The sequence below is a fragment of the Paenibacillus sp. S28 genome (assembly GCF_016624415.1).
In the GTDB taxonomy this organism is placed as follows: Bacteria; Bacillota; Bacilli; order Paenibacillales; family Paenibacillaceae; genus Paenibacillus_AQ; species Paenibacillus_AQ favisporus.
Genome location: NZ_JACVTM010000012.1, coordinates 18,632 through 43,247 on the forward strand (window position 1 = coordinate 18,632; position 24,616 = coordinate 43,247).

Annotated in this window: 24 protein-coding genes; 16 read left to right on the forward strand and 8 right to left on the reverse strand. The window is 55.6% G+C overall.

Annotation, left to right across the window (positions count from 1 at the left end):
• Positions 1-104 precede the first annotated feature (104 nt).
• Both IAE55_RS24385 and IAE55_RS24390 read left to right on the forward strand, forming a co-directional pair.
• A complete protein-coding gene (locus IAE55_RS24385; protein ID WP_200634130.1) occupies positions 105-1,016 on the forward strand; it encodes a LysR family transcriptional regulator in 912 nt (303 codons plus the stop codon).
• The gene (locus IAE55_RS24390; protein ID WP_145027805.1) at positions 1,013-1,333 is read left to right on the forward strand and encodes an MGMT family protein; all 321 of its coding nucleotides are present in this window, start codon (positions 1,013-1,015) and stop codon (positions 1,331-1,333) included. Before IAE55_RS24385 ends, IAE55_RS24390 begins: the two co-directional genes overlap by 4 nt.
• An 85-nt stretch (positions 1,334-1,418) precedes the next feature.
• Here IAE55_RS24390 and IAE55_RS24395 read toward each other — a convergent pair whose 3' ends face one another.
• Positions 1,419-2,327: an aminoglycoside phosphotransferase family protein gene (locus IAE55_RS24395; protein WP_260986943.1), complete on the reverse strand. Its 909-nt coding sequence runs from the start codon at positions 2,325-2,327 to the stop codon at positions 1,419-1,421.
• A 16-nt stretch (positions 2,328-2,343) separates the two neighbouring features.
• Complete coding sequence (locus IAE55_RS24400) at positions 2,344-3,345, reverse strand: phosphotransferase (RefSeq protein WP_186382046.1); 1,002 nt, start codon at positions 3,343-3,345, stop codon at positions 2,344-2,346.
• A gap of 214 nt (positions 3,346-3,559) precedes the next feature.
• On the opposite strand from IAE55_RS24400, the gene IAE55_RS24405 reads away from it, so the two are divergent.
• From IAE55_RS24405 to IAE55_RS24440, 8 genes are all read left to right on the forward strand, one after another.
• Positions 3,560-4,411, forward strand: coding sequence for a MerR family transcriptional regulator (locus IAE55_RS24405; RefSeq protein WP_200634131.1), 852 nt, complete (start codon positions 3,560-3,562; stop codon positions 4,409-4,411).
• Positions 4,408-5,667, forward strand: a complete 1,260-nt coding sequence (locus tag IAE55_RS24410; RefSeq protein ID WP_200634132.1) for an MFS transporter — start codon at positions 4,408-4,410, stop codon at positions 5,665-5,667. The genes IAE55_RS24405 and IAE55_RS24410 overlap by 4 nt, the downstream gene beginning before the upstream one ends.
• A 158-nt stretch (positions 5,668-5,825) precedes the next feature.
• Positions 5,826-7,007 carry an NAD(P)/FAD-dependent oxidoreductase gene (locus IAE55_RS24415; protein WP_200634133.1) on the forward strand — a complete coding sequence of 394 codons (1,182 nt, stop codon included), beginning with the start codon at positions 5,826-5,828 and terminating at the stop codon, positions 7,005-7,007.
• Positions 7,008-7,041: 34 nt separating this feature from the next.
• Entirely contained in the window at positions 7,042-7,899 is an 858-nt protein-coding gene (locus IAE55_RS24420) for an RNA polymerase sigma-70 factor (RefSeq protein ID WP_200634134.1), read from the forward strand.
• Positions 7,900-8,048: 149 nt separating this feature from the next.
• A complete protein-coding gene (locus IAE55_RS24425) occupies positions 8,049-9,122 on the forward strand; it encodes an acyltransferase (protein ID WP_200634135.1) in 1,074 nt (357 codons plus the stop codon).
• Between the two features lie 74 nt (positions 9,123-9,196).
• Positions 9,197-10,123, forward strand: a complete 927-nt coding sequence (locus IAE55_RS24430) for a M15 family metallopeptidase (RefSeq protein WP_200634136.1) — start codon at positions 9,197-9,199, stop codon at positions 10,121-10,123.
• A 57-nt stretch (positions 10,124-10,180) separates the two neighbouring features.
• A complete protein-coding gene (locus IAE55_RS24435) occupies positions 10,181-10,474 on the forward strand; it encodes an ArsR/SmtB family transcription factor (RefSeq protein WP_076172099.1) in 294 nt (97 codons plus the stop codon).
• 134 nt (positions 10,475-10,608) lie between these two features.
• Positions 10,609-11,628 (forward strand): NADP-dependent oxidoreductase, encoded by a 1,020-nt coding sequence (locus IAE55_RS24440; protein WP_234489826.1) that lies wholly within the window; start codon positions 10,609-10,611, stop codon positions 11,626-11,628.
• Between the two features lie 210 nt (positions 11,629-11,838).
• Here IAE55_RS24440 and yedF read toward each other — a convergent pair whose 3' ends face one another.
• Both yedF and yedE read right to left on the reverse strand, forming a co-directional pair.
• On the reverse strand, positions 11,839-12,066 hold the full coding sequence (yedF, locus tag IAE55_RS24445; protein WP_105445487.1) for a sulfurtransferase-like selenium metabolism protein YedF: 228 nt from the start codon (positions 12,064-12,066) through the stop codon (positions 11,839-11,841).
• Positions 12,056-13,264, reverse strand: a complete 1,209-nt coding sequence (yedE, locus tag IAE55_RS24450; RefSeq protein WP_145948100.1) for a selenium metabolism membrane protein YedE/FdhT — start codon at positions 13,262-13,264, stop codon at positions 12,056-12,058. Before yedE ends, yedF begins: the two co-directional genes overlap by 11 nt.
• Before the next feature lie 186 nt (positions 13,265-13,450).
• Between yedE and IAE55_RS24455 the strand changes: the two genes are divergently transcribed.
• A complete protein-coding gene (locus IAE55_RS24455; RefSeq protein WP_374954745.1) occupies positions 13,451-13,768 on the forward strand; it encodes a hypothetical protein in 318 nt (105 codons plus the stop codon).
• A 157-nt stretch (positions 13,769-13,925) separates the two neighbouring features.
• On the opposite strand, the gene IAE55_RS24460 is transcribed toward IAE55_RS24455, so the two are convergent.
• From IAE55_RS24460 to IAE55_RS24470, 3 genes are read right to left on the reverse strand one after another with little or no spacing between them, the layout of a single operon-like run.
• The gene (locus tag IAE55_RS24460; protein ID WP_145162654.1) at positions 13,926-15,050 is read right to left on the reverse strand and encodes a Ger(x)C family spore germination protein; all 1,125 of its coding nucleotides are present in this window, start codon (positions 15,048-15,050) and stop codon (positions 13,926-13,928) included.
• Positions 15,040-16,137, reverse strand: coding sequence for a GerAB/ArcD/ProY family transporter (locus IAE55_RS24465; RefSeq protein WP_145162656.1), 1,098 nt, complete (start codon positions 16,135-16,137; stop codon positions 15,040-15,042). Before IAE55_RS24465 ends, IAE55_RS24460 begins: the two co-directional genes overlap by 11 nt.
• Positions 16,138-16,152: 15 nt before the next feature.
• Positions 16,153-17,637, reverse strand: coding sequence for a spore germination protein (locus IAE55_RS24470; protein WP_200634137.1), 1,485 nt, complete (start codon positions 17,635-17,637; stop codon positions 16,153-16,155).
• 142 nt (positions 17,638-17,779) lie between these two features.
• Between IAE55_RS24470 and IAE55_RS24475 the strand changes: the two genes are divergently transcribed.
• The 4 genes from IAE55_RS24475 to IAE55_RS24490 all read left to right on the forward strand — a co-directional run bounded on the left by IAE55_RS24475 (position 17,780) and on the right by IAE55_RS24490 (position 21,746).
• On the forward strand, positions 17,780-17,950 hold the full coding sequence (locus IAE55_RS24475) for a hypothetical protein (protein ID WP_200634138.1): 171 nt from the start codon (positions 17,780-17,782) through the stop codon (positions 17,948-17,950).
• A gap of 122 nt (positions 17,951-18,072) precedes the next feature.
• A complete protein-coding gene (locus tag IAE55_RS24480) occupies positions 18,073-18,972 on the forward strand; it encodes an ROK family protein (RefSeq protein ID WP_200634139.1) in 900 nt (299 codons plus the stop codon).
• 210 nt (positions 18,973-19,182) lie between these two features.
• Complete coding sequence (locus IAE55_RS24485; RefSeq protein ID WP_200634140.1) at positions 19,183-19,680, forward strand: MarR family winged helix-turn-helix transcriptional regulator; 498 nt, start codon at positions 19,183-19,185, stop codon at positions 19,678-19,680.
• A 95-nt stretch (positions 19,681-19,775) separates the two neighbouring features.
• Positions 19,776-21,746 (forward strand): FUSC family protein, encoded by a 1,971-nt coding sequence (locus IAE55_RS24490; RefSeq protein ID WP_234489841.1) that lies wholly within the window; start codon positions 19,776-19,778, stop codon positions 21,744-21,746.
• A 206-nt stretch (positions 21,747-21,952) separates the two neighbouring features.
• On the opposite strand, the gene IAE55_RS24495 is transcribed toward IAE55_RS24490, so the two are convergent.
• Positions 21,953-22,834, reverse strand: coding sequence for a LysR family transcriptional regulator (locus IAE55_RS24495; protein ID WP_163882009.1), 882 nt, complete (start codon positions 22,832-22,834; stop codon positions 21,953-21,955).
• A gap of 395 nt (positions 22,835-23,229) precedes the next feature.
• Here IAE55_RS24495 and thrC point away from each other — a divergent pair, with 395 nt between their 5' ends.
• Entirely contained in the window at positions 23,230-24,462 is a 1,233-nt protein-coding gene (thrC, locus tag IAE55_RS24500) for a threonine synthase (protein WP_200634142.1), read from the forward strand.
• Positions 24,463-24,616 lie beyond the last annotated feature (154 nt).

The following is a 24,616-nucleotide window of genomic DNA, read 5'->3' on the forward strand; positions in this document are numbered from 1 at the left end:
AAGGGACCTTACCCCTTTATTGTACTCTCGGATTATGTTTAAATAAATTTAATTGTGGTTACCTTAACTTAAGCTAGACTTATATAAAGAAGGAGATATGCTCGTTGAATATCGATCAGCTGTTTTATGTGGTGGAGGTTGCCCGCGTGAACTCGCTTGCGGAGGCAGCGGGAAATCTGCATATTACCCAATCGGCGGTCAGCCAGGCGATCACGAGCCTGGAGCATGAGCTGGGTCTGAAGCTGTTTAAGCGCTCCCGGCTGGGCACGTTTCCGACGGCCGAGGGCCAGAGCCTCATCAAGAAGATGACGGAAGCGGCCAGAATGATCCAGGAGATTCGGCTGGAAGCGGAGCACCGGACCCAAATGCTGAACGGCGAGCTGCGGCTGGCCACGATGCCCGCTGAAATGGCCGCGCTGGTCAAAGTGATTTCCCTGCTGCGCAGTGAGCATCCCGGGCTTCAATTTGAAATATCGGAGAAGGGTTCCAAGGAGATCATCAGCGATATCCGGCATGATCTGGTGGACCTTGGCTTTGTAGGTCTGCCGGAAAGCATGCTGCATCAGGAGGGTCTTGCGTTCGAAGCGGTGTATACGGGCAAATTGATGATTGCTGTACCGCGCATCTCTCCGCTCGCCGCCCGCAAATCGCTGACGCCTGAGGAAGTCCGCGGGCAGTGGTTTGCGCTGTATAAGGACGATTATGTCGAAGCATACATCAAGGAATTTACCCGCCAGTTCGGACCGGTGCAGGTCCTGTTCAAGACCAATAACGGCGGAGCCGTGCAGAGCGCATTGCAGGAGGGTCTCGCCGTGACGGTGGGGCATGATTATTCCTTTTACAGCTTAGGCGGACCACTCCGCGACAACCTCGTCATGCTGGATGTTGAAGGCTTCGTCCAGGAGCCGGTCAACTTTGGCTGGATTTGGTCGGAGAGCCGGAAGCGGCCGGCATATCAGTATATTATCGACCGCTTTAAGCATGAATCCCGTTTTGGAGGTTGGAGAAGCCAATGACGCCTTTTACGATGAACGTCATCCACATTATTCAAAATATACCGGAGGGCCGCGTGATGACCTACGGGCAAATCGCCGAGCTGGCGGGGAGCCGGAGAGCGGCAAGGCAGGTCGTGCGCATTCTTCATTCCTTGGGCAGGAAGCACCGTCTTCCCTGGCACCGGGTCGTCAACGCGAAAGGCGAGATCGCCCTTGTGGAGGAGGAGTCGCGCATGCTGCAGATTCTGTATTTGAAGGGCGAGGGGGTAGAGGTCGATGCCGAGGGACGGATTGACTTGGAGGCATACCGCTATCATCCGGAGCCTGGGGCGGACTGAGGCATTGCCACAGACTCCCTCCCTTCCAATAAGTGTAGCGGGGGGCGCTTTCCCGATGGATGAAGGGTAAATACGGCCGGGACATTCAGGAGGAAGCGAGCAATGCGCCCAGCTCTTTTTGATATTGCAAGAATCGGTCTGTAGAAGGGATGACCCGTGCGGCAGACTGGATCCCGCCGATTTTGATACTTCGGACGACGGGATACGGTGCAGACAGCAGTGCATGCAGTAGGGAGAGATCCGGAGCGCTAAGCTGCCGGTGCCGCTGGTAGTATTCGACGGCGCGCAGCATTCCGCCCGCGTTCCAGGTGAAATTGCGGTGGAGAATGTGGGCTAAGTCCTTCATTCGCACATGCTGTGAGCTGTTTTCAAAGTCAATCAGATGCAGCTTTCCCCGCTTGTCTTTAATCAAGTTGGGATAATTATAATCTCCATGGATATAAGCAGATGCCTGCTGCTCCGCTGTCATCGCCGCAAGAACGGCGGGCTCTCGCAGCCGGCTGATCACTTCTTCGCAAGGAGGGACTAAGTGGCGTGTATTTTCGTAGTATCCAAGCAGGTCCTTATAATCCGAGACATCTTTCTCCAAGTCGAAATAACGTATCCTAGAGGCGGGGGCCTCCCCTGCTGGAAAGCCTTCGGCGGCAGCGTGAAACCTGGCCAGCGCACGCAGACCTTTCCTCAAGTCCGCTGCTGACCCAAAATCCGGCTGCCTTCCGTGCACCCAATTCGTCAGCATGTACACCGAGCCCTGATGGGTCATGACCGGTGAAAGCGCGGTTGTAGGGTATACTTTTGGACTGCGGGTAAATCCCCGTTCGTCCAGGCAGGCAAAGACCCGGGCTATATAGAAGACTTCTTCCACTTGAACATCGTAGCCCTTCAAGCAGTAAGTACCCAGAGGAGTCCGAATTCGGAACACGTCCTTCACCCGTCTGATTTCACGGATTCTCATGCCGTAGGTTTCTTCAATGCCGGTCCTGAAGTCCGTCACAAACATCACCCCTTGGTTATAGATTTGCCCACCTGCTCATGTATTCCATCGCCTGACGCCTGAGCATCCAGGTCTGGTCCATGGTCTTCAGCATCTCGGCGCTTCTGTTGCTCCGTGGGAACCGGACGACATACCAGGCTTCCCGCGGCAAGCCGTATAATGCCGTGACCAATTTTCGCTCCGGTGGGCTTAAGGGCCGGATCCCTTCGTATCCCCTAAGAAAAGCCTCAATGAATGCGGTATTAAACCCGGTCGTATTCATGATCGTCTTGGCCGTATCCGCATAGGTGGAGCCGACTCTGATAAAATCCCAGTCTATAATATGAAGACGCTCGTCATTTGCGATAATGACATTCGGCGGCGTGATATCGCCGTGAATTAAGGCGGGATTCGCCTTTTCCTGGGTGCAAAGCCGCGAAATATCCGGATGGCGGATTTCGGACCATGCCTCATCGGAGAAGCGTTTCCAAGCCGCGCCATATTGCCTGACGGCTCTTCGGAGCGCCGGATTCGCGGAAGCTGCTTGAACCAAGTTTTTCCGCAGATAACGATCCTTGACTTTCCACAGCCGAACTTGCTCTAACGTAGCCGATTTCGGTGTGGACGGCAGCCCGCAGCGGAGGGTGTGAAGCTTTGCCAAGGCATGGCCCAGCTGCTCACAATCCTGCTCCGTCCCCATCGGCCGTCCATGAATCCACTCCGTCATATAATATGGCTGCCCCTGGCGCATGACCCACAGCTTTCCCGAGTCGGCAGGAAGCCAGTCCGGCATAAAGCCATAGTCGTTGTTCATTAACAGACGAACATACTTTGCGGCTGATTTGATTTGGGCAGCCAGACCTGAGCGAAGGTGGGGATTCCGGTTATACGGCTTTAATGCAAACGTGCCCAGATTCGTCTGGATCTGGATCACGGCGTTTTTCCGGTAAAACGATGAGATAGGCGTGGAGCGAAGGGTTTGCAGACGGAAACGCCGGGAAATGCTGCGGATTTCCCTTTGACTCAGTAGATGTGACATGGGTGGGTCTCCCTCCGTTAGAAAGTAACTTAGACAGCAGCGCATGGTGTGGTGACCGTTGATTTTTTATCGTATTCTTTTTGTCATGAAAGGTATGGACATTCGCCTTGGATTTCGAAAAGCTTATGGATTCCTGGAACGATGGACGCTGGCACAGGGGTTGACTTTCCACTTAAGGGAAAGCTTTATACTGGAGCGGAGAGGAGGCTGGGAAATGTTCAAAATTACGGAATTTTCGAAAATTAGCCAGGTATCGGCCAAAGCGCTTCGCTATTACGACCAGATCGGGCTGTTGAAGCCGTCTTATACCGATCCGGATACGGGATACCGATTCTATACGGCAGACCAGCTGAAGCGGGTTCACCGGATTCTGGTGTTTAAGGACCTGGGGTTCACCTTGGAGCAGATGATTCCGCTGCTGGACGGAGCCTTGGGCACGGAACAGATGCGGGCGATGCTTCTTCATAAATCGGCCGAAATTACCGAGATGCTGAGGGAGGAGCAGGCCCGCCTGAACCGGCTCGGGGCCAGACTGGGTGAGCTGGAACGGAGTGAGGATGGTGAGCCGCCCCTGGATGTCGTCGTGAGGAAGACCGGCCCTGAATGGATCGCCTCCATTCGGGAAGTCACCTCCAAATCGAAGGTTCCGGGGCTGATCAGGGAGCTGCGGCAGGCCGTCAATACGCTGTACAAGGGCGCTCTGGACCAGAGGGTGATCGTTCTGTGGCACAGCTGCGCCGAATGCGAAGACGCCGTTGACCTGGAGGTAGGCGTTCCGGTTGCAGGCCCCCTCCCGGACCAAGGCCGGATCCGGGTTAGGGAGCTGAAAGGCGCCCGGCTTGCTTGTATAGCCCATTCCGCAGGCCTAGCGGGTTCCTATGAGGTCACGGCCAAGCTGGCTGGTTGGCTTGAGGAACAGGGATACGGCATTTCGGAGCAGGAACCGAGCCGGGAGATTTACTGGGAACTGCCGGACCAGCCGGCCAGCCCGGTGTTGTCCGAGTTGCAGATGCCGATCGTGGACAGACCGGGCGGAGCTCCCGGGGCAAAGGGGGGACAGGCATGAGGGAAAGAAGACGGGTTCCGTCCGGTATCCTGCAGGTCCTCCTGCTGGCGGTGGGCATTTTTGTGATCAGTACGTCAGAGCTGCTCCCGATGGGTCTGCTGCCGGACATCGGGCGGCAGTACCAGGTCACCGTTCAAACGGCAGGCTGGCTCGTCACCGCCTATGCGCTCGGGGTTGTCGCGGGAGGACCGCTGCTGACGGTCGCCACAGTCCGGGTCCCCCGCAAACGCCTGCTCCTATACATGCTGGCTCTGTTCGGGGCAGGGAGCCTGCTCAGCGCTGTCGCGCCTTCATTCGGACTGCTGATCGCCTCCCGCGTCGTCAGCGCCGTGGCCCAGGGGGCCTTCTTCGGTGCCGCCGTCGTCATGGCAGGCCAGCTGGCGGCTCCGGGACGGGAAGGCGCGGCCATATCTCTAGCCGGGTCGGGGCTGACGATTGCGACGGTCATCGGCGGGCCGCTGGGCACGCTGCTCGGACAGCAGTTCGGCTGGCGCTTTCCGTTTTGGATGCTGGTCATCATTACGCTGCTCGTCGGAGCGGGCATCCTGTGGAAGATTCCAGACATGCCGCAGGTTACACGGCCTCAGATCCGCCGGCAGCTCGGGCAGGTCGCGCGTACGGGCCCGGTACTGGCCCTTTTCACGACAGTATTCGGATTTGGCGGCGTCTTTTTGGCCTTTACGTATATCTCCCCGATCCTGCAGGAGATCACGGGGCTGCCGGAGGAGCGCATTTCAATCGTGCTGCTACTGTTTGGGCTGGCGTCGGTGATCGGGAATGCCGCTGGAGGCAAGCTGGCCGACCGGCATCTCCATGCGGCTCTCTTGGGCAGTATGGGGCTGCTGCTGGCAGTGATGATCGCCTTTTATTTCACGAGCACTTCGGTCGTTCCCGCACTCATTACGGTGTTTGTGTGGGGAGCGGCCGCGTATGCGATGGTCACTCCGCTGAACGTCCAGGTGCTGCGGCGGTCCGGCTCGGCGCAGGATTTGGCCTCCACCCTGAACATCTCTGCCTTTAATCTCGGCAATGCGCTTGGCGCCTTTATCGGCGGGTATGTGGCGGAGAGCAGGCTGGGGCTGTCCGGACTGCCGCTGGCTTCGGCCGTGATTGTGGCCATTGGCATCGCCTTAGCCGCGGGCAGCGTGATGCTGGAGCGCTCGAAGCCAGGAAGCGCAGAGGCTGCGGGACAGGCGGAATGCGTGAATACTGCAGGCGAGGCGTCTTGCGGAATGAATCCCGGCGCCCAGTCATAGATTACAGGAAGCCGGATCATAGAAGCCGATGAGACCTCCCGAAGGCGGGAGGTTTCTTTTTGGTCTGTGCCGCTTTTTTCATTTTTTTCTGCTTTCCGTGTCACAAATGCTTCCCCTTCCTCGTGATATATGCAAAACCAAAGCGGGGAGTGGACGTTATGGAAAAGTTAACATGCGTCGTGGTCGGCGGCGGCTACGCCGGAATCAATGCGGTCAAAGCTTTGCAAAAATCGCTTAATGGGGCTGGCCGGGAACTCAGGCTCATCCTGATCAACAAGGATCCTTATCACCTTCGCAAGGTGCTGCTGTTCAAGCCGGCGGCTCTGCAGGAGGATATTGCCGTCCCCTTGAGACGATTGTTCCCGGAAGGGGAAGGCGTAGAACTCGTTCAGGGGGAGGTCACACGCGTGGATTTTGACGCCAGGCAGCTGATCTACAGCCGCAGTGAGGGCGGGGACGCACGCCTTGGATATGACATCCTGGTGATGGCGGCGGGGAGCATGGTCCGGCGCCCACAGCCGGATCAGGGCGGTATCGCGCTGACCTCGCCAGAAGCGGCTGAACAGATCCGCCGGATGTGGAAGCAGAATCTTCGAGAAGCGGCCGGCGCCAGTGCGGAGGAACGCGCCAAGCTGCTGACGTTTGCCGTGGCCGGAGGGGGCATCAGCGGCATTGAAACCTCAGCCGAACTGGCTCATGCCATTCGTGCCGATGCCGAAGGTATGGGTCTTCATCCCGCAGATATCCGGGTGTATCTGGTCAATGCAGCGGAGCGGCTTTTTGCGCAGGGTCCGGCGAAGGTGTCCCGCAAGCTGGAGCGGCTGCTAGCCGATGAGGGGGTCACTACACTGCACGGACGCAAGGTCATCCGGGAACGCGGCGGGGTGATCGCCCTTTCGGACGGGAGCGAAATTTCCGCAGGGCTGTGCGTATGGACGCTTGGCATCGTGCCGAATCCAAGGCTTTCCAGCATGGGCTTCCCGGTTACTGCGGAAGGAAAAGTAGTTGTCGATGCGAGCTATCGGGTGGAGGGCAAACCCGGCGTCTACAGCATTGGAGATTGCGCGCAGATCGTCGATCCGGAGACGGGCCGGGCAGACAGTATGACCTGCAAGGAAGCCGGCGCTCAGGCAGCCAGGCTCGGCCAGGTCGTAGCGGCGGATGTCGAGGGCCGTCCTGCACCTGTCCATAAAGGGTACATGGATGTTTTCTGCTTCGGCCTTGGTCCGGCCAAAGGAATGGTCTGGACCCGGCAGTGGGGACTCGATATGATCATACAAGGGAGACTCGGCTGGAATATTCGGAAATTCACCTGGGATCATGCGAGTCTGCTCAAGTGAGCAACGCCATGCCAGTAGGAAAGGTGAGCAATCCATGAGGGAACTGTATGAGAATTACCGTCCGCTGCTGTTTTCGATCGCTTATCAAATGATGGGCTCCGTGTCCGATGCGGAGGATGCGGTGCAGGACGTTTTCGTGAAGCTGGCGGACCGGGACCTGGCACAGCTGAAAGAACCGAAATCCTACCTGTGCAAAATGGTTTCGAACCGCTGCCTGGATATGCTGAAATCCACCCAGAGGCAGCGGGAGCAGTACTTCGGGCCATGGCTGCCCGAGCCGATCGAGACGTCGGCGGAGGATACCGCCGAAACCGTGGTTCGCGGGGAGCTGCTGTCCTACGCGATGCTGGTGCTGCTGGAGCGGCTGTCCCCGCTGGAGCGCGCCGTCTTTATCCTTCGGGAGGCGCTGGGCTTTGAATATCCGGACATTGCGGAACTCGTCGAGAAAACGGAGGTATACTGCCGCAAGCTGTTCAGCCGGGCCCGTGCCAAAATGGGGTTCGATCCCGAGATGCCGATTCAGCCGGAAGCTGCGGACGAAGAGTGGGTCCACCGGTTTCTGTCGGCTCTGGAGCAGGGCAGCATGGATTCCGTGCTGTCTCTGCTCTCGAAGGACGTCGTCATCACGTCCGACGGGGGCGGCAAGGCGTCCGCGGCGGTTCATCCGATCGTGTCGCCGATCTTCGTCGCCCGCTTTGCGCTGGGTGTGTATCGCAAATTTTCGGCCGCTGACGGAGACATCCAGATTGAGCATGTCTCACTGAACGGCCAGCCTGGGATTGTGTTCCGGTCTCAGGAGGGGGTCGAAGGCGCCATGCTTCTCCATGTGGAAGGTGACCGGATTCGTGATCTGTTTATCGTCAGAAACCCCGATAAGCTTCAGCATCTGTAGAACAGTGGGTTAACACAGCAGTTTAAGGCCCCGGGAGTCATCCCGCGGGCCTTTTGCTTTTCGCCCCCTAGAAAATACCTTGGTAACCGCCCCCACCATATGGGTAATGACCTCTATAAGGCTGAATCCTGACATCTGGGGTGGACATTGTGGGAAAAAGAGAGAGGATAACCTATCTGGAGCTGCTGAGGGGCATACTGATCATCGCGGTGGTCGCCATTCATACGACTTCGTTTTCGGTCACGAAGCTGCCGACCGGTTCAACGTTATACCCGCTTTACTATATCGTAAACGTCGGCTGTAATTTCGCCGTTCCGGGATTTCTGTTCCTGAGCGCGCTCCTGCTGTTCTATCATTACGACGGGAGGCAGCTGAGCTGGCTTTCTTTTTATAAAAAGCGGATCAAGAAAGTCGTGGTTCCGTATCTGTTCTGGTCCTTTTTTTATGCGGCCTATTACACGTACGCTCACGGGCTCTCGCTGGAGCAGGGCTGGCATCGATTCTGGAGCAACCTGCCGCTGGGAAACAATTACGAGCATTTATACTTCATGATCATTATCGCGCAGTTCTACCTGCTGTTTCCGCTGTTTATGCTGCTGCAGAAAATTCCGGTGCTGAAACGCCATCCGCTCGTTTTCGGGATCGCCGTCCAGCTGGCCGTCTATTTGCTGAACTATTATGTATGGCATATGGACGAAATCGGTACGTTTATCGGATCGTATATGCTGTATTTATACCTGGGGGCTTATGCTGCCAAAAAGATGAGGGAGGAGGGCGCCCGACAAGCGTTTGGCTCAGGCGCGGTCTGGATGTCCGCAGCGTTTATAGCGGCTGCAGCCGTGTATATTGGGCAGAAATGGCTGCAAACCGCCGCTCCGCACTGGGTTCCGCAGCCGTATCTATCGTACATGAACAAGCTGTCCGAAGGTTTGTATTTCTCACTGGCCTGCTTATTCCTGCTGCAGCTGGCGCGGAAATTCCGTCAAGGAAGCCCGCTGTACAAGACGCTGTTTTCGCTCGGGGCGTATTCCTACGGCATTTACCTGCTGCATCCATTCTTCCTGCTCCTGTGGCGGGAATATGTGCAGCAGACCGGACCGTCCTCATATCATTTGCTTGTATGGGCCGGCGGAGCGCTGTCTATCCTGCTGTCCTGGGCGATCGTCAAGGCGGTCTCCCGGACGCCCCTGGCACCTTACATTGTTGGCGAATCCGCGAAATAGTCATAATTTCCCCTATTCATTTCCCAAGCGATCCTCTATTATATTACACAGGCATTGAAGGAGGACACGATGAAATGAGAAAGTGGTTTTTCATGCTCGCAGTCATCGTCATCCTGGTGCTGGTGGGCTTTAGAAGCGTACAGCATCAGATCGGCGGCTCGGGCACAAAGCATGTTAAGACAGAAACGGAACAGGAAGCCGCCAAGCAGGGCGGAGCTTCGGCGAAGCCGGAAGAAGGATCCCCTTCCAAGGAAGAGAGTCCGTATTTGGACGTCAACTCGAATCAGGTGCATCTGGGCAACCTGCTGCTGGTCAACAAGGATCATCCCGTTTCCGGGGATGCGGTAAAGAAAGATGTTGTCAATCTGTTTGATCATAAAGACCTGATGGAAGGATACAGCCTGCTGGACGCGCATATTATGCTGTCCGAGGATTTGGCACGCCATTTTATGACTATGGTGGACGCGGCCAGGAAGGACGGCGTGGATCATTTTCTCATCAGCAGCGGCTACCGCGATTTTGACAAGCAGGAGGAGCTGTATAAGGAAAAAGGCTCCGAGTACGCCCTTCCGGCCGGTGCCAGCGAGCATAATTTGGGGCTCTCCATGGATATCGGTTCCAGTCTGAAGGAGATGGATAAGGCGCCGGAAGGCAAATGGCTGAAGGAGAACGCCTGGAAGTACGGCTTTATTTTGCGTTATCCCGAAGACAAAATCAGCATTACCGGCATCCAATATGAACCGTGGCACTTCCGGTATGTCGGCCTGCCGCACAGCGCCGTGATGTATGAGAAGAATATGGCGCTGGAAGAATATCTGGACTATCTAAAGACGCAGGGGAAGATCACGGAGACGGTGGAGGGCAAGACCTACGAAATCGCTTATTACCCGTCGGCCGATATGGGAAAAATTGATAAGCCTGCTTCTGCAAACTATGAAATTTCCGGGGATAATATCGATGGGGTCGTTGTTACGACCGAGAAAGAGCAGACAGCGGAATAGGGGATGTAACAATTTGGCTGCTTGACTCTGCCGAAGGCAAAGGAGTAGGATAGTTGCATGACTATCAAACTAACGTCAAAAGACGATGAGAAGCGGGCCAAAATTTTCAAGGCGCTGTCGGAAGTGAAGCGGATCGAAATGATCCGGTATCTGGTTCGGCATCCGGAACACAAAACATGCGGTGAGGTCGGCGAATCGCTTGGGATGGACAAATCCAACGTGTCTTATCATCTCAAGATTTTGTATGAGGCCGATTTGATCCACATTTACCGGAGGGGCCAGAATAAATACGGGCAGCTTAGAGAGGATACGTTTAACGCATTTTTGCCGGGTTTCCTGGACAGTCTATGATTGGGCGGGAGACCCCTCTTTATTCTTTGTAATTTGAAAGTTTTAAAACTATCCTATTAATACTGGATGGTTTTGAGGCCGTGTAGTCATCGCCTTTTGATCCCAATTCTAAATGATGGAGATGTGAATATTGTATGGTACAACCATTGATGAACCGTTCGATTCTGTTACAATCGCGCCCGGTGGGCATGCCGGGACCCGAAAACTTTGAGTTCCGCGAAGGGAGCGTCCAAGAGCCGCAGGAAGGTCAAGCCGTCATCCGCACACTGTATCTGTCGGTTGACCCGTATATGCGGGGAAGAATGAGCGACGCGAAGTCGTATGTGGAGCCGTTCAAGCTGAATGAGGCCATTTCCGGCGGGATCGTCGGCGAAGTGGTGGAATCGAAGTCCGATGCCCTGCAGCCAGGGGACAAGGTGATCGGCATGCTGGGCTGGCGGCTGTATAACACGGTCGATGCCGGCAGCGTCCGCAAGCTCGATCCGTCGATCGCGCCGTTGTCCGCTTACTTGAGCGTGCTGGGTCTGACCGGATTGACGGCCTATTTCGGTCTGCTGGATATCGGCAAGCCGAAGGCAGGGGAAACCGTCGTCGTCTCAGGAGCCGCCGGCTCCGTCGGCATGTTCGTGGGCCAGATCGCCAAGATCCAGGGCACCCGCGTCGTCGGCATCGCCGGTACGGATGAGAAATGCGAGTACCTGACCCGCGAGCTCGGCTTTGATGCGGCGGTGAACTATAAAGCTGACAATTTCCAAGAAGAGCTGGCAGCGGCATGTCCGAACGGGGTCGACGTGTATTTTGACAATGTCGGCGGCAGCATATCCGATGCGGTCATGAACCTGCTGAACGACTATGCGCGGATTCCGCTGTGCGGCGCGATTTCGTCCTACAACAGCACGGAGGATGTCGGCCCGAGAATTCTGTCCAAGCTGATCAAGACCCGATCGATGATCAAAGGTTTTGTGCTGAGCGATTATGCCTCCCGCCAAGCTGAGGGCATGCAGCAGCTGGGACAGTGGCTGGCCGAAGGCAAGCTGAAATACGAAGAAACGATCGTCGAGGGCTTTGACCATGTGATCGACGCGTTCCTGCAGCTGTTCCAGGGTACGAATCTCGGTAAAATGTTAGTAAAAGTCAGCGATCCGCAAGCCTAAAAATGGGCGCGACGAAAAAACATCTTGATCTGGTATGCATTTCATACGCTATGATCAAGTCAGGGAACGGCCGGAGGCCGCCGGCGTTACTGCGGTCATCGCGGGCGTGACGGGGACTCTCTTGGCGCTGTTCCTTGTCTGTTATGTAAAAAAGGATTAGAGCGGTTATCGCTCTAATCCTTTTTTTTGGTCTTCAACGTATGCCGCGGCTTACGCGCGGATATAGAACAAAAACTCCTGCCCGTTCCGGACGGGATCCTTTTCCAGCACATATCCGTGCTTCACGACTTCCTCCGGAACGTTACGGAAGGAAGAAGGGCAGTCGGTAATGACCTGCAGCAGCTGGCCTTTCTTCAGATCACGCAGCGTTTCCAGCGTGTAAATGACCGGATACGGGCAGGACTCCCCGCGGAGATCGAGCGTAAAATCAATGGACATGTTTCGTTTCCCCTTTCTTAAAGCCGATGCCAAACCGGTAGTTTTTTTGCCAGTACACGGCAATGCCAAAACCGACCGCCAGCAGAGCCAGCGTCAGAATGATCGCACCGGCCGGTCCCATCGCCGTAATGAGGTTGATCGGTTTGCCTGGCTTCACGATGGCATTGAAAATGCCGAGGTGGTCCCAGGCGTATGCCAAAGCGGTGGCTCCCGCAATGTTGCCGATGAATACAGGCAGGAATACCACCTGGCCTTCCATCAGACGGTACATCATGCCGGTTTCGCAGCCACCGGCCATGACGATGCCGATGCCGAACAGGATGCCGCCGATCAGCGTGCTCGGCGCGGCGATCTTCGTAATCGGATCCATTCCGTTTACCAGAATAATGATCAGCGTGGCAACGGAGCTGACGGCCATTCCGACGAAGATCGCCTTCGTCATGGCTGCCCGTCCGCTGATCCAGAGATCGCGGAATGCGGACGTAAAGCAAATCTGTCCCCGTTCAATCAGAATGCCGAAGGCGGCCCCGAACAAAGCAGCCGTGCCCAGCATCGTTTTGCCTGCCGCATAGAAATAGACGATCAGAGCCGCATACGCGAGCGCCAGAACGGCACCGACGTAGGGCTGGATCTTCTTGCGGGCCGCGGAAGGCGCGGCGGCATTACCCTTCAGAAGGGTGGGCTTCCCCTTCCACCAGGAGGTATTCACCAGCTTGGTCCCGAGGTATGTACCGATTGCGGTAGCGGCAATAAAAATCCAGGAGTGAAGGGAAAACTGCGGCACACCCGTGAAAAAGGCCGCCAGATTGCAGCCGAGGGCAAGCCGTGCCCCGAAGCCGGCGACAAAACCTCCGGCCAGCCCCTGAAGCAGCCGGCGTTTCTGTCGCGGCACCCTGATTTTGAAGCTGTTGCTGAGCAGAATCATGATCAGCGCGCCGATGAACATGCCCCAGACGATCCATCCGTCGGTCCGGGTGAACGTGGTTCCGTTCATATGGATCAGCTGAAAGTAAGCCCAGTCCGAAATATCCACGCCGCACCATTCCAGAAGATGTCCGCCCAGACGGGTAAACTCCCCGGTGACGGCCCAGACCGTGCCGGTGATACCAAAATACACGGCGCTTAAAATACCGGCCAGCGCCATGGCCAAATAAGGGCTCCAGTAGCGGTTAAACACTTTGTCGTACACCTGCTTCATTCTCGTCCAACATTTCCTTTCCGAACGGTCCCGATTTAGGGAACTGTTGAATTCATCGTTTGACTTCCCCAATGGTTTCCTTGATTCCATAGGGATGCCATTCTATTCTACAACAACGGGCCGAAATGAGAAGAGGGTTTTTCACGCCGGGCGTTGCCCATGGAGATCGGAGGAAGTTGTGGTACAATGGCTCTAGTCAAACAAAGATTGGAGATGATTTCGCCCATGAACAAGCCGCTCAAACAACAAGAGCTGATTTCATATATTGCCGAGGAGACCCAAGCCGACCGGGACAGCATTACGCTCGTCCTGAAGCATGAGGAAGCCTATATTAACAACGCCAAGGCCGATGTGAAAGGCGAGGTGGAGATCGACATGGACGATTTGGTCGATTATGTGCTGAGCCGCCGCGATATCAAGCTGGACGAGATGACTATTGAAGCTATTCTGGAGGCGGAAATGGATTTCTTGATGGACCAGGGATTGGCCAGTTACGAGGACTAGGCAGCCGGACCATGCAGACAGACGGAAAAACCGCACCGAGCGTTTAAACTGCATCCTCAGTGGTAGATTGTTTCTACACAGGAGGTGCAGTTTCGTTCGGGCGGTTTTTTGGTGCGTTCTCACGAATTCGACACAAGCACTGCGGGATCAGCCCGCATTAGTGCAGCATTTTACCGTAATCCCGGATTTTGACGTCGACGTGAACGCTGATATCCGCTTTGGAAAACACTTCTTCCCACTTCAGCTGCTTCCATACGCTGTGGGGAATCGAGTTACGGACATACTGTCCGATCCCCATCGGGTCGGATTTTTTCTCCTGCATGTGGTCGATCAGCTTCTGGCACTTCCGGTTAATGGTTTTTTCCAGCTCCGCCTCCAGCTTTCGCTGATCGGTCCGCTTCTTCATGTCGAGCGCTCCGATATACTCCAGCAGCGAGCCCGACAGCCTGATACGGAGGGCGACCTGAATCGGCCTGCCCTCGCGGATGTCCCGGGTCGAGAGCACCTTGATCCTCCGCTTGCTGGACAGGTACTCTAGCGTCGCCTGCTCTTCCGCGTTCCGATCCGTTTGAATGCTGACGTTTAAATCGCCGGCACGGACCCCGTGATGGAGCAGGGCGAAGAACATCCGGTCATCCGCGTCGATTTTCCCGACATATTGATCGTTTTTGAACAGGGCGATGCCGTCAACAGAAAGGGCCTCCTTCTCTTCCTTTAAGATCGTGGCGACGGGATCAATACCGTCATCGTAATAGTCCCTGGTGAATGTATACAGGGTGGTGTCCGGAATTTCACCGGCCTTGGCTTCGGTCCGGATCAGCGTGTCGATATATTCCCCGGCGGTGGGACCTTGGGGATAATCGTTGCGGATCAAGATGTGATGCGGGTCGGATTCCGCCACGATAATATGCAGGCGCGAGCCGATGGAAGGGTCCCGGGTCAGCGTGTCCATATTGCTCCAAACGCCTCTTCTTGCCAGCCTCTCGCCGAAAATGACCTGCCGCAGCTGACCGTTGACCAAGCGGCGGTTGTTCTGCCGGTCAAAGATCATCTTGGCTTTTTTTCCTGACTCCGCCAAGCTGGAGTAGACAATCGCGTCGTCGTGGTTGGACTTCGGGATGCTGGCGGTTACCCTTAATTTTGTATTTTCTCCTTCCCCGGATAAGTCATAGGCGAGTGTCCGGACGAAACCTGCCCTTTCGATAATATGTTGGTCGGTGCATCCCGTAAGCATCAGCATAACGGCAGTCAGCGTCATCAGCAGGCGCTTGTTAATGCTCATGGCTGTTCATCCTTTCCCGAAGCTTTTGAAACAGGAGCACCAGGATCAGCAGCATAGGCAGGATAAAGGCAATCCCGATCTCCGTGAAAAGCACACGCCTGAGCTGATATTCCGATTGGGACAAGTACTTGGAATAGAACCCGACGATAAATACCCCGAGCACGATCAAAAACTCGAGGCGCTTGGGGCGGGTCTTGGGAAAGATCCGCTTGACCATGGACAGGGACGCGAACGAAAACATCGTGGTCGATATCAGATTGCCGAATACGAAAATGACAAACACCAGGTTTTCCACCCGGTTAATAAACGGCATCTCAATAAAATCCAGCATATCGATGATCGGGTACAGCAGGGATTGAAGCTGCTGAAAGCTGAAGAAGCCAAACGCCGTCAGCAGGACGATCACCTGAGCCAGTGCAGTCAGCAGATGACCGTACAGAACCCCCTTGAACAATTTGCTCTTTTTGTTGACATAAGGGAATAGAAAGATGCACAGCTCATAGCCAATAAAGGAGGTATACACCTCGGCCCAATTGTGAAGAACCTGCCCCCCGGCAGGATCCTCAAAAAAATAAGACGTGAGGCGGACAAGCTTCCACTCGCGCGCCTGGTAGGACGTCAGCAATAAGGTCCACCAAGTCATAAATGCAAACACCGTGGCTGCTTTGCCGATGCTGTAAACAGGCTTGATGAGCAGGAAATACACCATAATACAGAACAGCAAAAAGATAAACATTACATTGGATGTCTGGAACGAAATCATCTGGAAGATCAGAAAGAAGTTTTTTCCGACAAAGGAAGCGATCATGATATAAAAGACGGCCAATCCTGCATATACCGGGTAGAGAATCCATTTGGACAGGGATTTCTCCAGAATGTCGAACATGGACCGTCCCTTCCCCATGCGATAGACGACCAAATACAGCAAAATATTGCCGGTGGATACCAAGGCAAGAAAGATGTATCCCACCCAGCCGTTGGTTCCCATATTCTCCGCTACCAGCCGCGGCAGGGCGAACAGGACGATGTTGTTCTCGATCATATAGATCAAGGTCGCAATATGAAAAGCGCTTAATTTCTCGTTCACAGTCCATCACCGCCGCTATTTCCGCATTTTGTTGATTTTCTTGTTGGGTGTTCTCACTATCGTCGGCCGACTGCGCAAAGCCCAAAACGGCCCCCGGATATAAGTGTCCAGCATGTCCTTAAAGTTGATTGGGGCCAGGGGTGTGAGATAAGAGGTCCCCATGTTCGTGACTCCCGCCAAATGGATCACGACCATGCCGATGGCCATTAGCAGACCAAGGTTCCCCAGAATACCGGCCATGATGATCAGCCCGAACCGGATGAGACGGATCGATGCACTCATGATGTAACTCGGGATGACGAAGGAAGCGATCGCTGATGTCGCCACGGCAATGATCAGGATATTGCTCGTAAATCCTGCCTGAACCGCGGCCTGCCCGATGACGATACCGCCGACGATGCCGATGGTCTGTCCGACCTTCGTCGGCAGCCGGGCGCCGGCTTCCCGCAGCAGCTCGATCGTCGTTTCCATGAGCAGTGCTTCGAGCAGCGGAGGAAACGGGACCTTGGCCCGGGATTCTGTCAAATTGAGCAGCATCGTGTGCGGAATCATTTCGTAATGGTAGGTCGTGACCGATACATAGAATGCGGTGAAGGAAATCGTAATCAGGAATCCGATAAACCGTAAAACACGCAGTGCCGTGCCAATCAGCCACCGCTGGTAGTAGTCGTCCGGCGATGAGAAGAAATCGAAGAAGGCGGTCGGGCAGGTAAAGCCCGATGGACTGCCATCCACAAATCCGGCGACCCGCCCGGCGACCAGCTTGGACACGATTGCATCCGGACGCTCGGTCGTCATAAATTGCGGAAAGATGGAGTTGGGATTCTCATCGATGAACTGTATCAGCATATTGGAATCGGTAACGGCGTTATATTCAATCCTTTGGATCCGCCTGATCAGCTCGTCGACAATTTCCTGATTGGCGAGCCCTTCTATATAAGCGATGACGACGACGTTCTTGGTGACCTCCCCGACCTCCAGTTTAATGAACTTTAAATGGGAGCTCTTCAGCCTTTGGCGCAGGACACCGAGGTTCTGTCCAATATTCTCCACGAAGCCGTCATGGGGCCCGGAGATGACCGTTTCGGTCTCGGATTGTTCAATGCTGCGGCCGGCCGGTTTGGCGATATCGACCAAATAAGTGCTGTCTCGGAAGAAAACAGCTGCCTTGCCGTTTAGTATGCCGTTGATGCACTCTTTGCTGTCTACGACGACGACATATTGGGAACGGCTAAGGACGGTTTTGACTTGTTCTTCGTCCGCATCGGTAAAAGGCTGGATGATTTCCTGCAGCAGCTGGTCATTGCCGACGAGAAAAGCCAAATAGATGACATCCACTTTGCAATGCGGGTAGGTTCGGTGTATAAAATCCATCGAGTTTTCGAACTGCCGGATCGTGTGCTCCAGCGAAGGGTGCTCATTTTTTTCCGGCTCTTTGACTGTTGTTTTCTCTTGTTCCCCGGCTACAAAAAAATGCTTAATTTTTGCAAATATGTCCATAAATCACACCTCGTGGGTATTCTATCCAATTGCGATACAGTTATACGCGACCAGGTGCAGGCGGCAGAGGTTGCTGTTTGATCACAGAACAGAGGGGTAGTGTATGAAGTAGGGGATAAACTTCAAAGGAGGCGGGCCGGGGATGAAAGATTACCGGGAACTATATATTCGGGGGATATTGGATATAGCGGAGGAGCATGGGCTGGATTATACGAGGGAGAAGCTGGAGCCCATGACTGAAAACGAGCTGATTGCGCTCCGGGACCGGCTGAGAATGAAGTACGAGAATATCCATTTCAAACGGTACTGTTGATGGGGTGCAGGTACGATTGTAGTGCTGAACTATTTCTCCTTTTATAAACATGTTTATGGAGAAAATATCTGAAAATTGCTATAATGGAGGCATCTGAGCAGAACCGAAGGGATGTGCGATACATGAAAGCAATTGGCCTGGATATTGGGGGAACTTCCATCAAGGGCATGGTGCTCGATAGGAACGGACAGGTGCTCGACCTCGGTAAAATCGCGACCGATGCGAAACAGGGGAAAGACCGGATTATGGCCAACATGCATTCGCTTCTGCGTGAGCTGCTGGAAAGAAACGGGGATGTGACCGGCATCGGTATCGGCACCGCCGGCCGGGTCGACGTCCATACCGGAAGGATTGTGTATGCGACCGACAATTTGCCGGGCTGGCAGGGAACTGAGCTGAAGGCGATCTTGGAGCAGGCATACGGCCGGCCGGTCTTTGTCGATAACGACGCCAACACAGCCCTCGTCGGAGAGGCTTGGCTGGGCGCTGGCAAGGGGATTCCCGACATCACCATGCTTACCCTGGGCACTGGCGTAGGCGGGGCAAATATGGTGGGCACTGAACTGTTCAGGGGGGCTGGCTGGAACGGGGGAGAATGGGGACATACCATTCTCATACCCGGGGGCCGGCCATGCAACTGCGGCCAGCGGGGCTGCGTGGAGCAATATCTGTCTGGGACGGCGCTGGTTTCCCTTGCGGCTGAGGCTGCAGGCGTATCCTATCCGTCAGGGGTTGAGGTGCTGGGGGACTTTAAGCGAGGGCTTCCGGCTGTTGTGAAGGTTGTCAACGAATACGTCCGAAATTTAGGTGTGCTGCTGCACAATATTCATATCGGCCTCAACCCCGGTGTGATCGTCATTGGCGGAGGCTTGACCGATTCACGGGAAATCTGGTGGCCGCTGCTTGATGAATGTCTCTCCAGCTTAAGTCCGGGGATCGATGTCCGCCCGGCACAGCTCGGCAACCAGGCAGGAGCGATCGGGGCGGCCAGGCTGATTTTGAACCAACTGGAAAGAGAATAGAAATACATAGCATGGCAGTCATTCGGGTAGAATGGCTGCTTTTTGGCGTATGGCGTACATTTTTTTGAAAACCGGATGTATCCCCTTACACCTGTACTGCGCATGATGTAGGGGAAGGGATGCGATTGAATAAATAGTTTGTATGTTAATTATGTGTTTACAAATATTATTTACAAAAAACATTTTTGGCTGTAAAGTGAAAAGAAGAACATGCACAAGAGAAGGGACGATCCGGCCGTGAACAAGGGAGACTACGAGGATCTGTACGGGCAATTTGTTTCCAGAACCAGCCGCGCGCTGAACCGGTACATGGCGTTACATTTAAAGGATGACGATATTACCCCGGAACAATGGACGGTCATTAAGCGGCTCAGTGAGCAGGACGGCATTACGCAGAAGGACCTCGCATGGATTGCCGATAAAGACCAGGCGAACTTGACGAAGATTCTGGACATCCTGGAACGTAAACATCTCGTGCGCCGCAGCCGAAATGAAGAGGACCGGCGGTCGTTCTTGATCTATATCACGGAAGAGGGTAGGAAGCTGCATGGGGAGCTGGTCGGGCGGATCAACCGGCTGTACCGGGAAGAGGTGCTCGCCGGCATTCCCGAGGCGGAGCTGGCCCTGTTCAGCGAGATGCTGAAGCGAATCAACCGGAATATCGGAGCGAGCGGTCCGTTCGTTGATGAATATGAGGCTGAGCAGTGATGAAACGGTACAGATGAAAAGATAGAACGTACCGCATTGAATGGGTGCGAATAAATATGGAATCTAAGAGAAAGAGATGATGCGAATTGAATACGATGCATACTTATCCGGGGGTACGAGCGGTTCACAAGGGCCCGGCTCCCGGAACCGTCCGGGACGCGTTCCGCATTCGGCGGATGCCGCTGCAGTGGTTCCGGGGGATCGGCTCGGCCGTTGCGGCAGGTGTGCCTACGCTAATCGGCGCGCTGACCGGGCATCTTGATTACGGGCTGTGCGCTTCAATCGGGGGCTTTGCTTTTCTGTACGTGGGCAGCGAGACGTACCGGCAGCGGGCGATCAAGCTGGCCTGTGTGGCCCTGGGCCTGTCGCTTACCTTTGGTCTTGGGTCGCTCTCGGCGGCAACCCCTTGGCTGATGGTGCTGCTGTTTGGCTTGATCGGAGCCCTTGCCGTATTCGGCTTCGGCGCATTTCAAATGGCCGGACCGTCGGCCATGTTCTTCATTCTGACCTTCTCGGTCGGAACGAGTCTGCCGTACGATCTTAACGCCCTGCCGCTGCGAACCCTGCTCGTGCTGACCGGCGGAGCCTTTGCCTGGATGGTGGGAATGAGCGGTTGGCTGCTTCGTCCTCATGGGCCGGAGACCAAAGCGGTCGCCGGGGCTTACCGGAGCCTGGCCGCCTTTGTGGATGCGATCGGAACCGATTTGTACCCGGAGAAAAGATACCAGGCGGCCGTTCAGCTTCGAGCAGCCGACGCTGCCGTGTCCGGCGGGGAGCTGCGCTGGCGCCGGAATTACGGGCCGACGCTGCGCCTGATGGCATTGACCCGGAAGGCCAATGAGATGTTTATGGCGGCCGTCGAAATCTCGCTGGACCGCCAGGCGGCGAAGGTGCCGGAAGGGACGGCGGCGTCCCTTCTCTCGATTGCGGATCGCTTGCAGCATCCGCAGCAGGAGATGCTGCAGCCCAAGGCGGCTGCGGACATCCCGAACGGGCATGTCCGGCGCATGTCCGGGCTGCTGAACGAGGCGGCCGCCATCTGCCTGGGGGAAGATGCAGGCCGCGGAACGGCGGAGGAAGTGACCCTTCCTCCCTCTTTTTCCTTGCGCCGTCTCTTATCCGGCGCTCTGAATCCGCACTCGGCGCTGCTCCATACCTCGCTTCGGTACGGCATCATGATTGCCGTCGCTGCTGCGGTCGCCTACTCGCTGGATTTGAACCGGTCCTACTGGGTGCCGCTTTCTTGCACGGCGGTGATGCTCGGTACGACGGTGCTCGGCACGGCTCACAGGGCCATCCAGCGGACGGCAGGCACCGTCGTCGGGCTGCTTCTCGGCGCCTTTATTCTGTCGCTGCGGCCCGAGGGCATTTATATCGCATTGATCATGGCTGTTCTTCAATTTATTATCGAACTGATTTACTTGCGCAATTACGCCCTGGCCGTCATCTTCATCACGCCGAGCTCGCTGCTGATCGCAGAGAGCAGCCATCCGGATATGGCGGTAAGCTTCTTCATCTCGGCCCGGTTGACCGATATTCTGATCGGGAGCGCCATCGGCATCATCGGCATGCTTCTCCTCTGGAGACGCGCCTCTTCCAGCAAGCTGCCGCGGGCGCTCGCAGGCGTCATCCGGATGGAAGGCAAATTGCTGGAGAGCATCCTGTCCTCCTCCCCCTCAAGTAGGGTTACCACATGGACGAACGAGCTGGAAACTTCTCTTATCCGGCTGCGCCTGCTTTATGACGGTGCGCTGGCCGAGTCGGTGGGCCGGCGGAATCAGGCCAGCTCCTGGTGGCCTGCGCTGGATGCGGTGCAGCACATCGGTTACGCGCTGATCACAGCGGCCGGGAACGCTCAACGCCATGCCGCACCGGATGAAGCGTCGGACTGCAGCCTGTTCTTTGAACAGATGGCCCAGGCTGCCGAGCGGCAGCTCACGCCTAAGCCGGCGAACATCCCAGCGCTCAGCTCCATCCCTGTGCTGCAGCATGAACTGGCCGGGCTTCATGAAGCGCTGCAGATCCGGGACCGCACGGCGCAGCCCCCTGCCATCAAATCATCATAATCTACCCTCTTCGGCAAGCCGTATGGACTTTATGTCCCGCGGTTTGCCTTTCCTTATCTTATCTATCTCATCACATCACATCACATCACATCACATCTCATCTCATCTACCTTTAACTCTAACCTCCAGCCTTTACCGCCAGCACCAGCCGTTCTTCGACAAAGCTTCCTATAGTTGTACTGAAAAAGACTACGCTTTTCGACAAGTTATGACTTGGCCAAAATCATATCGATGAACCGCTGTGCAGGGGGAGAGGCCTCCTCCTTCCGGGTGTAGATGGAGACCGGATTCGTCATATGCACGCCGTCGACTTCCACCCGGGAAATGACGCCTGCCGCGATATGTTCGCGGGTCTCCAGCAGCGACAGAAAAGCCGCGCCGTAACCCTCCATCACGACCCGCAGCGTTTCGTTCAGACCGTTCATCTGCAGCCCGACCGGCGGGGCGGGCAGATGGCGGGCAGAGCATAGTGCGATCAGCTGCTCTCTGCCGAAACTGCCCTCCTCGCGGTAGATGAACGGCTCCTGCAGCATCTCTTCCAGGGTGACCCGGGCGCCGGCCAGAGGATGCCCCTTATGAACGATAAAGCACATTTCGTCCTCATACCAAGGGGTGCGCAGCAGAAGCGGATGGTCCAGCCGGATGCCGCCGATAAAGGCGATCTCCGCGCGGTAATGCAGCAGCAGATCGGCGGCCTGGCTGGAATTGGCGGTGCTGAGCTCGACGCCGACGCCGGGATAAGCGCGTTTGTAGCGGGCAATCCACTTGGGGAGCAGGAAGTTGGCCGGAAGATAGGTGGCCGCCAAGTGAAGCTTGCCGGCGCTGCCCGCCTTCAGCTGCTCCAGGGTCTCCTCGATATGGCCTTCCAGCTCGAACAGCCGCCGGGCTTCGGCGGCCAGATGTCTGCCGGCCTCTGTCAGCATGACGCCCCGCCCCTGAGGGATCAGCAGGCGGAGGCCGATTTCGCGTTCCAGCTTTTTAATTTGGGCCGTCACGGCGGGCTGGCTGAGATGCAGAGCCTCGGCTGCGAGAGTTACGCTTCCGAGGGAAGCGGCTTGGTAGAAGAGGCGAAGCGCATGCAGGTTCATGGAAATTCTCCTTTACGAGGTTGTTCAAAAAGTCCGCTTTTGATCACGAAGTAAATCGGGAAGCTGATTCGGCATCGAATCTTGAATTCAGCCGGGCCATCCGGTGCTCACGTACCCACTACGTACGCTCTGCTCCTCAGTCCCTTGCTTCATCCAATTCAAGTGTTTTGAAAAAACACACATCGGAAGCATAAACCTCGGTGCTGAAAACCGGCCTTTTTGAACTCGCACTTTACATAGGGATTAGAGATCCAGGTCTATTCATAATTGAAATTTATGTTTTATGAAAAACAATATATTAGATTTATACCATAACAGAGCATATTCTAAGCTTAAATTACAGGCGGGTGCAACCATTTGAGGAAGCACAACGTCAAAATAGGAGGAATTTGTCAATGAGGCTGAAATGCGTGGATTGCAGCAGCAGTTATCCCCTGGAGCCGATTCAGGTTCGATGCGGGTGCGGCGGGCTGCTGGAAGTGGAGCAGAACCTGGCGCTGGCCGATGCCGAGCTTCTGAAGCGGCAGTTTCAGGAGCGCCTGTCCGAACGGATGGGGGTCTATGCCAGCGGCGTATGGCGGTATAAAGAATTAATTTATCCGGAACTTCCGGACGAATATATTGTTACTAAATATGAAGGCAACACCGGAATGTACGCTCCGGAGCCGATTCGCGAAACGCTGGGAATCCGCGGGCTGTACTTCAAAGCGCAGAGCGAGAATCCGAGCGGCTCATTCAAGGATAACGGGATGACCGTGGCCGTGTCGCATGGTCGTTCTCTCGGGTACTCCGCATTTGCGTGCACCTCGACGGGCAATACCTCCTCATCGCTCGCCATGTATGCAGCCATGGGAAGGAGCCGGGCGTATGTATTCGTCCCCAATCGGAAGGTATCCGCGAACAAGGTGCTGCAGACTCAGGCTTATGGCGCCCGGGTCCTCAGCTTTGACGGCACGTATGATGACGGAATCCGCTTCTTGGAGAAGCGGGGCGAGGAGTTGGGGTTGTATGTCTGCAACTCGGTGAACCCGCTGCGGATTGAGGGTCAGAAGAGCATCATTTATGAAATCGCCCAGACGCTCGGCTGGAGTCTGCCGGACTGGATCATCATTCCCGGTGGCGCGCTCAGCAACGTATCTGCACTTGGCAAAGGGCTGGCCGATTTGAAAAGCCTCGGGTTCATCCCGTCGGTGCCGCGGATCGCACTGATCCAGGCGGAAGGGGCCAGTCCCTTCCACCGCATGATGGCTTCGGGAAGCCCGGTGATGACGCCGGAACCCCGGCCGGATACGCTGGCCTCGGCACTGAACATCGGCAACCCGCCGAGCTGGAAAAAAGCGCGCAGCGTGCTGGAGATGAGCAGCGGCGTAACCTGCTCCGTCACCGATGCGGAAATTCTCGCCGCCAAGGCGCAGATCGACCGGAGCGGAATCGGATGCGAGCCGGCATCGGCGGCGACACTCGCCGGATTGCAGAAGCTGATCGCAGAGAGGACGATTACCAAGGATGAGACGGCGGTCTGCATTTTGACGGGAAACCTTCTGAAGGATACCGATGTGCTGAAGGGAAGCTTTCAGGACATTCCGGTTGACTTGTCGGGTTCGGACTGGGAGGCGCTGCTCCGGTAAACTTAAGCCGCGTTTCCTAAAGCCGGCGGAGGGTGACTGAGGGAATGACCGCAAACATACGGGGAGCGTTTTTGGGGCATCTTTTATGGAAAGGTTCGCCTGCTCTGACGTTGCCTTATAATATCCGTCACGGGTTATTGATAACCAAGACGGC

Coding starts and splice junctions, on each gene's coding strand:
- IAE55_RS24390 (WP_145027805.1), top strand. CDS start 1,013: ATGACGCCTTTTACGATGAACGTCATCCACATTATTCAAAATATACCG.
- IAE55_RS24400 (WP_186382046.1), bottom strand. CDS start 3,345: ATGTCACATCTACTGAGTCAAAGGGAAATCCGCAGCATTTCCCGGCGT.
- IAE55_RS24405 (WP_200634131.1), top strand. CDS start 3,560: ATGTTCAAAATTACGGAATTTTCGAAAATTAGCCAGGTATCGGCCAAA.
- IAE55_RS24410 (WP_200634132.1), top strand. CDS start 4,408: ATGAGGGAAAGAAGACGGGTTCCGTCCGGTATCCTGCAGGTCCTCCTG.
- IAE55_RS24415 (WP_200634133.1), top strand. CDS start 5,826: ATGGAAAAGTTAACATGCGTCGTGGTCGGCGGCGGCTACGCCGGAATC.
- IAE55_RS24420 (WP_200634134.1), top strand. CDS start 7,042: ATGAGGGAACTGTATGAGAATTACCGTCCGCTGCTGTTTTCGATCGCT.
- IAE55_RS24430 (WP_200634136.1), top strand. CDS start 9,197: ATGAGAAAGTGGTTTTTCATGCTCGCAGTCATCGTCATCCTGGTGCTG.
- IAE55_RS24435 (WP_076172099.1), top strand. CDS start 10,181: ATGACTATCAAACTAACGTCAAAAGACGATGAGAAGCGGGCCAAAATT.
- IAE55_RS24440 (WP_234489826.1), top strand. CDS start 10,609: ATGGTACAACCATTGATGAACCGTTCGATTCTGTTACAATCGCGCCCG.
- yedF (WP_105445487.1), bottom strand. CDS start 12,066: ATGTCCATTGATTTTACGCTCGATCTCCGCGGGGAGTCCTGCCCGTAT.
- yedE (WP_145948100.1), bottom strand. CDS start 13,264: ATGAAGCAGGTGTACGACAAAGTGTTTAACCGCTACTGGAGCCCTTAT.
- IAE55_RS24455 (WP_374954745.1), top strand. CDS start 13,451: ATGGCTCTAGTCAAACAAAGATTGGAGATGATTTCGCCCATGAACAAG.
- IAE55_RS24460 (WP_145162654.1), bottom strand. CDS start 15,050: ATGAGCATTAACAAGCGCCTGCTGATGACGCTGACTGCCGTTATGCTG.
- IAE55_RS24470 (WP_200634137.1), bottom strand. CDS start 17,637: ATGGACATATTTGCAAAAATTAAGCATTTTTTTGTAGCCGGGGAACAA.
- IAE55_RS24475 (WP_200634138.1), top strand. CDS start 17,780: ATGAAAGATTACCGGGAACTATATATTCGGGGGATATTGGATATAGCG.
- IAE55_RS24480 (WP_200634139.1), top strand. CDS start 18,073: ATGAAAGCAATTGGCCTGGATATTGGGGGAACTTCCATCAAGGGCATG.
- IAE55_RS24485 (WP_200634140.1), top strand. CDS start 19,183: ATGCACAAGAGAAGGGACGATCCGGCCGTGAACAAGGGAGACTACGAG.
- IAE55_RS24490 (WP_234489841.1), top strand. CDS start 19,776: ATGCATACTTATCCGGGGGTACGAGCGGTTCACAAGGGCCCGGCTCCC.
- IAE55_RS24495 (WP_163882009.1), bottom strand. CDS start 22,834: ATGAACCTGCATGCGCTTCGCCTCTTCTACCAAGCCGCTTCCCTCGGA.
- thrC (WP_200634142.1), top strand. CDS start 23,230: ATGAGGCTGAAATGCGTGGATTGCAGCAGCAGTTATCCCCTGGAGCCG.